10 protein-coding genes are annotated in these 12,580 nt (G+C 69.6%); 8 read left to right on the plus strand and 2 right to left on the minus strand.

Features of this window, described 5'->3' with window-relative positions; translation table 11 throughout:
• The 6 genes from G7A99_RS11535 to G7A99_RS11560 all read left to right on the plus strand — a co-directional run.
• Positions 1–1,140 (plus strand): ferric reductase-like transmembrane domain-containing protein (locus tag G7A99_RS11535; protein WP_163140307.1); only part of this gene is annotated, 1,140 nt, incomplete at its 5' end.
• A 94-nt stretch (positions 1,141–1,234) separates the two neighbouring features.
• On the plus strand, positions 1,235–3,490 hold the full coding sequence (locus tag G7A99_RS11540) for an ATP-binding protein (protein ID WP_163140309.1): 2,256 nt from the start codon (positions 1,235–1,237) through the stop codon (positions 3,488–3,490).
• Positions 3,483–4,856, plus strand: a complete 1,374-nt coding sequence (locus tag G7A99_RS11545) for a sigma-54 dependent transcriptional regulator (protein WP_163140311.1) — start codon at positions 3,483–3,485, stop codon at positions 4,854–4,856. The genes G7A99_RS11540 and G7A99_RS11545 overlap by 8 nt, the downstream gene beginning before the upstream one ends.
• A gap of 359 nt (positions 4,857–5,215) precedes the next feature.
• On the plus strand, positions 5,216–6,196 hold the full coding sequence (locus tag G7A99_RS11550) for a TRAP transporter substrate-binding protein (RefSeq protein WP_018719253.1): 981 nt from the start codon (positions 5,216–5,218) through the stop codon (positions 6,194–6,196).
• Positions 6,197–6,209: 13 nt separating this feature from the next.
• Positions 6,210–6,761 (plus strand): TRAP transporter small permease, encoded by a 552-nt coding sequence (locus tag G7A99_RS11555; RefSeq protein WP_163140313.1) that lies wholly within the window; start codon positions 6,210–6,212, stop codon positions 6,759–6,761.
• Entirely contained in the window at positions 6,758–8,140 is a 1,383-nt protein-coding gene (locus G7A99_RS11560; protein WP_018719251.1) for a TRAP transporter large permease, read from the plus strand. The genes G7A99_RS11555 and G7A99_RS11560 overlap by 4 nt, the downstream gene beginning before the upstream one ends.
• 44 nt (positions 8,141–8,184) lie before the next feature.
• Here G7A99_RS11560 and G7A99_RS11565 read toward each other — a convergent pair whose 3' ends face one another.
• Positions 8,185–9,195, minus strand: a complete 1,011-nt coding sequence (locus G7A99_RS11565; RefSeq protein WP_018719250.1) for a histone deacetylase family protein — start codon at positions 9,193–9,195, stop codon at positions 8,185–8,187.
• 212 nt (positions 9,196–9,407) lie between these two features.
• Here G7A99_RS11565 and G7A99_RS11570 point away from each other — a divergent pair, with 212 nt between their 5' ends.
• On the plus strand, positions 9,408–10,340 hold the full coding sequence (locus G7A99_RS11570; protein ID WP_205599821.1) for an AEC family transporter: 933 nt from the start codon (positions 9,408–9,410) through the stop codon (positions 10,338–10,340).
• An 11-nt stretch (positions 10,341–10,351) separates the two neighbouring features.
• Here the strand turns inward: G7A99_RS11570 and G7A99_RS11575 are convergent, their stop codons facing one another.
• Positions 10,352–11,821: an MFS transporter gene (locus tag G7A99_RS11575; protein ID WP_205599822.1), complete on the minus strand. Its 1,470-nt coding sequence runs from the start codon at positions 11,819–11,821 to the stop codon at positions 10,352–10,354.
• Positions 11,822–11,912: 91 nt separating this feature from the next.
• Between G7A99_RS11575 and G7A99_RS11580 the strand changes: the two genes are divergently transcribed.
• Positions 11,913–12,580: CoA-binding protein (locus G7A99_RS11580; RefSeq protein ID WP_205599823.1), on the plus strand; the 668-nt coding region annotated here is incomplete at its 3' end.

Genomic DNA, 12,580 nt, shown 5'->3' on the forward strand with positions numbered 1-12,580 from the left:
CGGCTCAACGGCCTCGACAAGATGTACCGCCTGCACCGGTGGCTGGGCATCGCCGCCCTGACCGTGGCGGTCGTTCACTGGTGGTGGGCGCTGGGGACGAAGTGGATGGTCGGCTGGGGATGGCTATCCCGTCCCGGCCGTGGACCCGGCCCGGCCCACGGCGGCGGAGCCGGCGGGGAATCGCTCGGGCACATGCTGCGCGGGATCGCCGAGACAGTAGGCGAGTGGACCTTCTACGCCGTCGCCGCACTGATCGTGGTCGCCCTGCTTCAGCGCGTCCCCTACCGCGTCTTCCGCTGGACCCACAAGTGGCTGGCGGTGGGCTACCTCGCCCTCGTCTTTCACGCGATTGTGCTGACCAGCACAGACTACTGGGCGCAGCCGGTCGGCTGGGTGCTGGCGTTACTCCTCGCCGCAGGCAGCATCGCCGCGGCGCTCTCGCTCAGCGGCCGCATCGGCCGTTCACGCCGGGTCAGCGGCACCGTCTGCTCGGTCACCCGGTTCGACCCGTTGCGGGTGGTGGCCGCCACCGTCGCACTCGCGCCGGACTGGCCGGGCCACGTCCCCGGGCAGTTCGCCTTCGTGACCGTTGACCGTAACGAGGGGGCGCACCCCTACACCATTGCCTCGGCCTGGGACCCGAAGGAGCGCTGCGTGGAATTCGTGGTCAAGGGACTCGGCGACCACACCGCGCAGCTGCAACAGCAGCTGTGCGAGGGGACGGCAGTGACCGTGGAGGGGCCCTACGGCTGCTTCGATTTCGACGACGCACGCCCGCGCCAGATCTGGGTCGGTGCCGGCATCGGCATCACACCCTTCATCGCACGCATGCAGTATCTCGCCCGTCACCCGGGCGGAGCGCCCGTCGACCTGTTCCACCCGACCACGGATCACGATCCCGCCGCGATCGAACGCCTGACCCGGGACGCCCGCGCCGCTGGCGTGCGCCTGCACGTCACCATTACCCCGCGCGACGGCCGGCTCACGCCGGACGACATCCGCCGGACAGTGCCGGAGTGGCGCGAGGCCGGCCTCTGGTTCTGCGGCCCGGTGGCCTTCGGCCGGGCACTGCGACGGGACTTCACCGCCCACGGCCTGCCCGCGGACGCCTTCCACCAGGAGCTCTTCCGGATGCGCTGAGCGCCGGTACGATCGCCGTCGCCGTGCCCCGTACCCAGGGCGGCTGACGCCTGACAATACGGTCGGCAAGGCTAGTACACTGTGCCGGGTGACCGTGACGAGCCGAGCCGCAATCCCCGAACCGGTGCCCCGCACCCGCCGCTGGCGGGCGCGCGCCCTGGTGGCCGCGGCGGCGATCGCCGTGGCCGCCGTGGTGCTCGCCGGCACCTGGTGGCTCGCGCGGGAATCCGCCTACGCCGGGCTGCGCACGCAGAGCGCCAACGACCTGCGGCTCTACATCGCCAACGTCCGCCGCGAGCTCGAGAAGTTCGAGTACCTCCCCTCGCTGCTCGCCGACGACAGCCGGCTCCAGCGCCTGCTCCGCAACCCCGCGGACGCGCTCGCCTGGCGCTCGGTCAACCGCTACCTCCAGCTCGCCGCGAACGTCTCCAACGCCGCCGCCATCTACCTGCTCGACGACGACGGGCTCACAGTGGCGGCCAGCAACTTCGACGACGCCGATTCCTTCATCGGCGACAATTACAGCTTCCGGCCGTACTACCAGCAGGCCGCGAAAGGCAGACTGGGGCGTTTCTACGCGCTGGGGATCACCTCGAACCGGCGCGGCTACTATTTCGCCTCGCCGGTGGGCCGCGGCGACGAGATCCTGGGCGTGGTGGTGGTGAAGGTGCCGCTGGCCCCGCTGGAGCGCGAGCGCGGCGGCAGCGGCCGGGAGTTCATCGTCACCGACCCGGCCGGCGTTATCTTCCTCTCCACCGAGCCGAGCTGGCGGTTCAAGACGCTGCACCCGCTCACCGCCCCCCAGCGCCGGCGCATCGAGTCGACCCAGCGCTACCCCGGGCGCTCGCCCTCGCCGCTGCAACGCGAGTCCACCACCGCGCTCGCCGACGGCGGGACGCTCGTGGACCTGGGCGACGGCGGGAGCTTCCTGCGCCAGGAGCGCGGTATGCCCACGGCGGGCTGGCGTGTCCACGTGATGGCGGATACCGCACCGGTCTACGAGCAGATCGTACGCTCGGTGCTGCTCGCCGCGGCGAGCCTGTTCGCCATCGCCCTGGCCGCGGGCGTATTCGCCCAGCGGCGGGCACGGCTCGCCGAGCGCCGGCGCTTCGAGCAGGCCAGCATGGAGGCCGCGGCCGCCAACGCCGAGCGCGTACGCGCCATCATCGACAACACCCGCGCCGGGCTGGTGACCCTCACCGCGGACGGGCGCATCGCCTCGCTCAACCCCACCGCCGAGACGCTTCTCGGCCGCAGCAGCGACTCCGTGTCCGGGGACCCGCTGACCGGACTGTTCGACGGCGGCGACCGGCGCACCCTGGAGCAGGGCCTGCGGATGGCGGCGGAGACCGCGACCCCACCGCTGCTGGAGGTCTCCGCCCACCACGGCGACGGCTCGGACCTGCCGCTGGAGGTCGCCGTCTCCGCGATGGACCTGCCCGAGGGCCGGCGCTACCTGGTCACCCTCCACGACCTCAGCGAGCGCAAGGCCGGCGAGCGCGCCCTGCGCGAGGCCCACGACCAGCTCGAGCAGCGCGTCAGCGAGCGCACCCGGGATCTGCTCACCACCAACCGGCGCCTCAGCCGCGAGATCGAGGAGCACCAGCGCACCGAGGCGGCCCTGACCCGCACCCGTGACGAGCTCGTGCAGGCCGCCAAGCTCGCCGCCATCGGCCAGCTCGCCGCCGGCATCAACCACGAGATCAACCAGCCGCTGACCGCGATCCGTGCCTACGCCGACAACGCCCGGCTGCTGCTGGACCACGACCGTGAGGACGACGCCCGCGGCAACCTGTCGCTGATCTCCGACCTCACCGGGCGGATGGCACGCATCGTCAACCAGCTCAAGCTCTTCTCGCGCAAGAGCACCGGCACGCCGGTGGCGGTTTCCGTCCCCGCAGCGGTGGACGACGCGCTCGCGCTGCTCGACCCGCAGCTCTCCCGGGAAGGGGTGGCGGTTTTCCGCCACTGGGACGCCGCGCCGCTGTACTGTCTGGGCGACACCGTCCGCCTGGAGCAGGTGTTCGTTAACCTCATCGGCAACGCGGCCCAGGCGATGTCGGAGGCCGAACGGCGCGAGGTGCACGTCACCCTGCATGCCGACGGCGACTGGATCGAGGTGCGGGTGCGCGACACCGGCCCGGGGATAGACGACGAGCACCTCGCCCAGATCTTCGAGACCTTCTTCACCACCAAGGACACCGGTCAGGGCCTCGGCCTCGGCCTGTCGATCTCCGCGCGGATCATCGAGGAGATGGGTGGCACGATGCATGCTGACAACGACCCGGAGGGCGGCGCGGTCTTCACGGTGACGCTGCCACGAACCACGGAGGACGCCAACGGTGAGTGAGGCGGCGACGGCGCCGGTAGTGTTCATAGACGACGAGGCCCATATCCGGCTCGCCGCGACCCAGACCCTGGAGCTCGCGGGCCTGTCGGTGACCGCCTACGACCGGGCGGCACCGGCGCTGGCGCGGATCAGCCGGGAGTTCCCGGGAGTGGTCGTCTGCGACATCAAGATGCCGCAGATGGACGGACTCGCGTTCATGCGCGAGGCGCTCGCCATCGACGAGGACCTGCCGGTGATCCTGGTCACCGGTCACGGCGACATCGCCATGGCCGTCGGCGCCATGCGCGACGGGGCCTACGACTTCGTCGAAAAGCCCTACGCCCCGGAGACCCTCACCGAGGTCGTGCGCCGGGCGCTGGAGAAGCGCCGGCTCACCCTGGAGAACCGCAGCCTGCGCGAGGAGCTCGCCGCCCAGAGCGCCCCGGGGCCGCGTATCATCGGCAACACCCCGGCGATCCAGCGGCTGCGTTCGCTGATCCACCAGGTCGCCGACACCGGCGCGGACGTGCTCGTCCACGGCGAGACCGGTACCGGCAAGGAACTGGTCGCGCGCTCGCTGCACGAGCACAGCAGCCGCCGGGAGGGCAACTTCGTGGCCGTGAACTGCGGGGCGGTACCCGACGAGCTCATCGAGAGCGAACTCTTCGGCCACGAGGCCGGTGCCTTCACGGGGGCGCGCACGCGGCGCATCGGCAAGCTGGAGCACGCCAGCGGCGGCACGCTGTTCCTCGACGAAATCGAGAGCATGCCGCTGGCCCAGCAGGTCCAGCTCCTGCGCGCGCTGCAGGAGCGCAGCGTCATCCGGGTCGGTGCCAACACGCCGGTCCCGCTGGACCTGCGGGTGGTCGCGGCCACCAAGGTGGACCTGCGCCAGGCCGCGGACGAGGGCCGTTTCCGCGACGACCTCTACTACCGGCTCAACGTCGTCAGTCTCGAGGTCCCGCCGCTGCGCGAGCGCCGCGACGACATCCCGCTGCTGTTCCAGCACTTCATGCTGGTGGCGGGCTACCACCGCTACCAGCGCGAGGTGCCGGCGGTCTCGCCGGAGCAGCGCAGCGCCCTGCTCGCGCACCAGTGGCCCGGCAACGTGCGCGAGCTGCGCAACGTCGCCGAGCGCTACGTGCTCCTCGGCGAGCACTACGCCTTCGACCTCGACCGGGTGCTGGACAAGACCGGCGACGGCACCGCTGCGGCCATGAGCCTGCGCGAGCAGGTGGAGGGATTCGAGCGTGCCCTCATCGAGAGCGCGCTGCGCGCCGAGCACGGCAACATCAGCCGCGCCACCGACGCGCTCGGTCTCCCGCGCAAGACCCTCTACGACAAGATGCAGAAGTACGGGCTCACCCGGGAGCAGTTCACCGAATAGCCATCCCACGGGTGTGCGGAAAACCGCCACCCAGAACGCACCGAAGTGTGCGGGAACCCGCCACCGGTACCCCGGCCGGGCGGGGTCACGGCGACCTCCCAGCGCCCCGCTCGCGCGTCATCGTCCCGATGCCCGCAGCGACCGTCACCCCGCCCAGAAACCCTTTTTAATAACAGGATGTTACCGGTGACTGGCAGACACGGGCGACAATACCCGCGCAGCGTCACGCCGACGTTCTCAGCGGATGTGCAGGGGCAGTCTTTAAGCTTGGCACGGTTTCTGCTTCCGCACAGGCACCAGCCCTGTGAGGCTGCGTCACATATGAAATCGACACGACACAACGACGGAGGAGCATCCCCATGCGACTTTCCGCCCTGGCAATCGGTGCCGCCCTCGCCCTGACCTCCGCCAGCGCCTTCGCCGCGCCGGTGACCCTGAAGTTCTCCCACGTGGTCGCGGAGAACACCCCCAAGGGCAAGATGGCCCAGCGCTTCGAGAAGCTCGTCGAGGAGCGCATCGGCGACAAGGTGCAGGTCGAGGTCTACCCGAACTCGCAGCTCTACAACGACAACAAGGTGCTGCAGGCCATGCAGCTCGGCGACGTGCAGATGGCCGCGCCGGCGCTGTCGAAGTTCTCCCGCTACACCGACCGCCTCCAGGTCTTCGACCTGCCGTTCCTGTTCGAGAACATCGATGCCGTGAGCTGCTTCCAGAAGAGCGACAAGGGCCGGATGCTGCTCGACCACATGAAGGACAAGGGCATCATCGGCCTCGGCTACCAGCACAACGGCATGAAGCAGCTCTCCGCGAGCGATCCGCTGCGCACCCCCGGGGACGCCGCCGGCAAGAAGTTCCGGATCATGTCCTCCGACGTGCTGGCCGCGCAGTTCAAGGCTGTTGACGCCGCCCCGGTGAAGAAGCCCTTCTCTGAGGTCTTCACCCTGCTGCAGACCGAGGCCATCGATGGTCAGGAGAACACCTGGTCGAACATCTACACCCAGAAGTTCTACGAGGTGCAGCCCTACATCACCGAGTCCAACCACGGCTATCTCGGCTACATGGTGGTGACCTCCACCAGCTTCTGGAACAGCCTCGACGAGGAGAGCCGCAAGGTGATCCGCGAGTCCATGAACGAGGCGCTGGAGTACGGCAACAGCCTCGCCAATGAGCTCAACCAGGAGGCCAAGCAGAAGGTCATCGACTCCGGTGAGAGCGAGGTGATCGACCTCTCCGACGATCAGCGCGAGCAGTGGGTCAAGGCGATGAAGCCGGTCTGGAACCAGTTCCGCTCGCAGATCGGTGGCGACCTCATCGACGCCGCCGAGGCGTGCGACGGCTGAGGGTAGGCCCACGATGAGCATCATTCGACTGCTCAACCGCCTGGAGGAGGACATTATCGCCCTCCTCCTGGTGGTCCTGACGCTGCTCGTGTTCGTCGAGACCGTCATGCGCTTCGGCTTCGGCGCGACCATCGACTGGGCCGAAGAGGGCTCGCTGACCCTGGCCGGCTGGTTCGTGCTCTTCGGCGCCTCGCACGGGATCAAGGAGGGCACGCACATCGGCGTGGACCTCTTCACCCGGGCGCTGCCGGGCCGGGCCAGGCGCGCGGTCGCGGTCGTCGCGGTCGTCGCCTGCCTCGGCTACGCGGGCCTGTTCCTCTACGGCTCCTGGGTCTACCTCGACAAGATGTGGATGCTCGGGCTGCCAATGGAGGACCTGCCCATGCCCACATGGGCGGCGCACAGCGTGATGCTCATCGGCTTCGGCCTGATCACGCTGCGGCTGGTGATCCTGCTGGTGAACATCGTCCGCGGCCGGGCCGACGGCTTTCCGTTCGCCAACGAGGCGGACGAGACCATGGAGCACTTCGAGGCCACGCACGCCGACGAGGGGGGCCGGTCGTGACCACCGCATTCCTGTTCATCCTGCTGTTCGGGGCGATGCTGATCGGCATCCCGGTGGCGCTGTCGCTGGGGCTGTCCAGCATCGTCACGATCCTGCTGTTCTCCAACGACTCGCTGGCCTCGATCGCGCTGAAGTTCTTCTCAGCGGCATCGGATCACTACACGCTGCTGGCGATCCCGTTCTTCATCCTCTCCTCCGCCTTCCTCTCCACGGGGGGCGTGGCGGAGCGGCTGATCGACTTCGCCAACAACTGCGTGGGCCACATCAAGGGCGGCCTCGCCATGGCCTCGGTGCTGGCGTGCATGCTCTTCGCCGCGGTCTCCGGCAGCTCGCCGGCCACCGTGGCGGCCATCGGCAGCCTGGTGATCGCCGGCATGGCCAAGGCGGGGTATCCGGAGAAGTTCGCCGCCGGGGCGATCGCCAACGCCGGCACGCTGGGCATCCTGATCCCGCCGTCCATCGTCATGCTCGTCTACTCCGCCGCGACCCAGACCTCGGCGGCGAAGATGTTCATGGCCGGGCTGATCCCGGGGATCATGATGGGCGGCATCCTGATGCTCGCGATCTACATCGCCGCCCGGGTCATGGACCTGCCGCGTCTGCCGTTCCCCGGCTTCCGTACCCTGTTCGGTTCGGCGGCACGGGCCTCCGGCGGGCTGATGCTGATAGTGATCGTGCTCGGCGCGATCTACGGCGGTGTCGCCAGCCCCACGGAAGCGGCGGCGGTCTCGGCGATCTACGCGTTCCTGGTCTCCGCGCTGGTCTACCGGGACATCGGTCCGCTGAAGGCGACACCGTGGCGCCACGAGGGCGAGTCCAACGCGACCGCGGTGGCCCGCAATGCCGTGCAGATGCTCGTTGCGGTACCGCGCAGCGCCTGGCATCCGGACATGCGCGAGACGGTGCTGAGCGCGGCCAAGACCAGCATCATGCTGCTGTTCATCATCGCCAACGCGATGCTGTTCGCCCACGTGCTGACCACCGAGCGCATCCCGCATCACATCGCCGAGGCGATCGTGAGCTGGGGCCTGCCGGCATGGGGCTTCCTGATCGTGGTCAACATCCTGCTGCTGGTGGCGGGCAACTTCATGGAGCCGTCGGCGATCCTGCTGATCATGGCGCCGATCCTCTTCCCCATCGCCATGCAGCTCGGCATCGACCCGATCCACCTGGGCGTGATCATGGTGGTGAACATGGAGATCGGGATGATCACCCCGCCGGTGGGGCTGAACCTGTTCGTTACCGCCGGCATCACCAACCGCAGCCTGGGCTGGGCCATGTCCGCGGCCCTGCCGTGGCTGGGACTGATGCTGATCTTCCTGCTCCTGATCACCTACATCCCGCAGATCTCGCTGTTCCTGCCGGAGATCCTGGGATAGCGGAGGCGAGGGCCGCCCGGGCCACCGGCCCGGGCGGCCGGTCGTCAGCGGCCGAGCAGGCCGGAGAAGAACTGGCGGGTGTTCTCGGCGAGCGCCTCGAGGAAATAGCCACCCTCCTGGACGACGAGCACCGGCACGCCGGTATCGTTCAGCGTCGCGCCCATGCGGTTGAAGCCCTCGGAGGTGACGGCGACCTTCGCCTGGGGGTCGTCTTTGTAGATGTCGTAGCCGAGGGTGCACACGATCACGTCCGGCGCGAACAGCCGGATCGCCTGCATGGCCTCGTCGAACCGGTCGAAGAACGCGGACTCCGGCGAACCATGGGGGATGGGCAGGTTGAGGTTGTAGCCGTAGCCGGCGCCCTCGCCGCGCTCCTCCTCGAAACCGCTTACCACCGGGTAGAAGTTGGTGGGGTCGCCATGGATGGAGACATAGAGCACGTCGCTGCGGTCGTAGAAGACCTCCTGGATACCCTGGCCGTGATGCATGTCCGGGTCCAGGATCGCCACCCGCGGATAGCGGGACTGCAGCACCCTCGCGGCGATGGCGGCGTTGTTGAGATAGCAGAACCCCCCGGCCGCATCGATGCGCGCGTGGTGCCCCGGCGGACGGCTCAACGCGTACGCGTACTGCTCACCGTCCAGCATCGTGGAGGCCGCGGAGACCGCCGACTGCGCCGAATGGTAGGCCGCATTCCAGGTCAGCTCGCCCACGGGGCAGCTGCCGTCGGCAAGGTAGCGCGCCGCCTCGGCGAGGATACCGCGCATCGGATTCGGCGAGCGCATGAACACGTTCGACATGACCTCGTTGCCCCAGTCCTCGGGCCAACGCCGGTGAGCCGATTCCAGAAAGCGCAGATATCCCAGGTCATGCACGGCGTTGATGGGACGCATACCGTAGTCCGCGGGCTCCACCACCGGGATGTCGAGCGCGTCGAGCCCCTCACGGATGCGCTGGGTGCGCTCCGGCAGCTCCTGGGGGGCGCGCATCTGACCCCGCGAAAAATACGTCTGCGGGTGATGACCGTCCTGGGATGGGTGGAAGAACGCCTTCATTCTGCTGGCCTCCGGGATCAGTTGGATGATTGATGTCACACTAACTAACACGCCTTACAATGGCCGGCGGCGTCAAGCCCGAAGACCCGGCGTCACGACGGCCCCCGCCGGCAGGCACACCCGGCGGGGCAATCCCTACAGGTTAGCAGCCCCGCGCCGGCGGGCCGATGCCGCCGGTGCGGCGGCGCCACCGACAGACCGCAGCCACTGACATGCCCGTATCCAGCCTGCAGACCGTCGCCGGCGCTCTCGTACCGATCTTCGCCCTCATTGCCCTGGGACACCTCATGCGCCGCGGGGGTTTCCCGGGCGAGGGGTTCTGGCCGCAGCTCGAGCGCCTGGTCTACTTCGTGCTCTTCCCCGCACTCCTGGTGGACAAGCTCGCCACCGCCAGCATCGACGGCGCGCGCATCGCCCCGGTGGCCACCGCCGTGGCGCTGACCCTGGCGGCGATGAGCGCGGTGCTGCTCGCCCTGCGCCGGGCGCTGCCTGTGGACGGCCCCGGGTTCACGTCGGTGTTCCAGGCGGGGATACGCTTCAACACCTACCTGGGGGTGGCCACCGCCCTGGCCGTCTACGGCAGCAACGGCGCGGCGGTGGCGGCGCTGGTGATGGCGATGCTCATCCCGCTGGTGAACGTGATCTGCGTGAGCGTGCTGCTGCGCTACGCCGGCGGCCACGGCTCGCTGGGCGCGACCCTGCGCGGGATCGCACGCAACCCGCTGGTGCTCGCCTGCGTCGCGGGCCTGGCACTCAACCGCACGGGCATCGGCCTGCCGCTGGGCAGCGAGGGCGTGCTGGAGATCATCGGCCGCGCCGCCCTGCCCCTGGGCCTGATGACCGTCGGTGCGGGGCTGCAGCTGCGCACGGCCAGCGGCAACAAGACCGTCCTCGCCGCCGGCGTGATCCTCAAGCTCGCGGTGATGCCGGCGCTCGCCTGGGCCGCGGCGACAGCGCTCACTCTCACCCCGCTGGAGACCCGGGTGCTGGTGCTCTTTGCCGCCCTGCCCACGGCGACCTCCGCGTTCATCCTCGCCCGCCAGCTCGGCGGCGACCACACCCTGGTCGCCACCCTGCTCACGGTGCAGACGATGATCTCCGCGCTCACCCTGCCGGCCGTATTGATACTGGCGGGTCACCCCTGAGCGGGCCGCACTCAGCGCCGCTCACCGGCGTGGCCCGGCGCGAGCGCCGGGAGGCGGAACGACTGCACCGCCGTCAACACACCAAAGAGCAGCACACCGGCGAACACCCAGCCGAGGGCGTCCGCCAGCGCGGCCTGGAGCGACGGCGCCAGCGACGCCATGGCCTCGCCGCCGCGACCGAGCAGGCCGCGCACCTCGTTCAGGTCGGCGGACGATCCCGACAGCCCGGCCTGCAGCCGCTGGTTGAGCACCCCGCCGAGCACCGCGGCGCCAAGGGCACTGCCGAACAGCCGCATGAACAGATTCCCGGCGGTGGCAGCGCCCCGCTGGCGGTACCCCACCACGCTCTGGATGCTGACGACGAAGGTGGTGTTGGTGAAGCCCATACCGAGCCCGGTGGCGAACGAGCCCAGCGCCGGCCACCACGCCCCCAGTGCCATGCCCGGGGAGACGAACAGCACGCCACCGAGACACAGGCAAACGCCGCCGATCCGCGCGGTCACCCGGGGGCCGACGTGGGGCAGCATCCGCCCGCAGATCACCGCTGCAACCGGCCAGCCCACGGAGACGGCGGTGAGGGCGAAGCCGGCCACCGTCGCCGAGGTGCCGAGCACGCCCTGGACGTAGGCGGGGAGGAAGCTCGTCAGCCCGATGATCATCATCCCCGCCGTCAGCGCCGCACCGTTGGCGATGCGGATCAGCGGATAACGCCACAGACCGAAGTCCATCAGCGGCTCCGGGGCCCGGCGCTCGCGGCGCAGGAACGCCGCACCCCCGACCGCGGCGGTCGCCGCAAGGCCGAACGCCGCCGCCGAGTCCCACGCGAAGGCAACGCCGCCCTGGACCAGCAGCAGCATCAGCGTGGAGCATCCGAGCAGGAACCAGCCGGCGCCGGGATAGTCCACGCCGTCGTGGCGGTGCACCGGCCGCTCGCGCAGGAAAACGGCCAGCCCGACCATCGCCAGCACGCCGAAGGGCAGGTGCAGCCAGAAGATCCAGGGCCAGTGACCGTGGTCAACGATGGCCCCGCCGACCAGCGGTCCCAGCAGCGCCGAGATCCCCCAGGTGCTCGACAGCCAGCCCTGGATGCGGCCGCGCTCGGAGAGGGTGTAGAGATCGCCCACCAGGGTCATGGCAATGGGCTGGACCGCGCCCGCCCCCGCCCCCTGCACCAGACGGCAGGCAACCAGCGCCGGCATCGAGGTGGCCAGGCCACAGGCCAGCGACGCCGCCAGGAAGACCGCCACGCCCCCGAGGATCAGGGGCCGGCGCCCGAACAGGTCCGCGAGCTTGCCGGCGAGCGGCGTCGCCACCGCCTGGGCGAGAAAAAACCCGCTGAAGACCCACGTATAAAGACTCACGCCCCCAAGGGACGATACGATGTCGGGCATCGCGGTGGCCACGATGGTGCCCTCGATCGCGGCAAGGAACATCGTCAGCATCACGCAGGCAAGGACCCACCCGCGGCGGGCCGTGGACACGTGCCCCGCCCGGGCGGCGGCCGCGCCGCGATCCGGCGACGGGTTATCGGATGACTGAGTCACTGGCAATCGACCACCAAGGAAACGCCCTATGACCGTTCGCAACCTGGAGTACCTGTTCAAGCCGCGCTCCATTGCGCTCATCGGCGCGAGCCGCCGCGAGGGGAGCGTGGGCAGCGTGGTCGCCCGGAACCTGTTCAAGTCGGGGTTCGAGGGGCCGATCATGCCGGTCAACCCCAAGCACCGCGCGGTACAGGGCGTGCTCGCCTACCCGGACGTGGCGAGCCTGCCGATGACGCCGGACCTCGCGGTGATCGCGACTCCGCCGGAGACCATCCCCGGCATCATCGAGGAGCTCGGCGCACGCGGGACCAAGGCGGCGATCGTGATAACCGCCGGCTTCGGCGAGGGCCACGACGAGCGCGGGCAGGCCCTGCGCCAGGCCATGCTCGACGCCGCCCGCCCCCATCTGCTTCGGATTCTCGGCCCCAACTGCCTGGGACTGATCGTCCCCGGTGCCGGGCTGAACGCCAGTTTCGCACACCTGAGCCCGCCGCGCGGACGCATCGCCTTCGTCACCCAGTCCGGGGCGATCGTCACCGCGGTCCTGGACTGGGCCCAGAACCACAGTATCGGCTTCTCGCACATGATCTCCCTCGGGGACATGGCGGACGCGGACTTCGGCGACCTCCTCGACTACCTGGCCAACGACCCGGACACCGGCGCGATCCTCCTCTACGTCGAGGCCATCACCGATGC

Source organism: Arhodomonas sp. KWT, assembly GCF_010993615.1.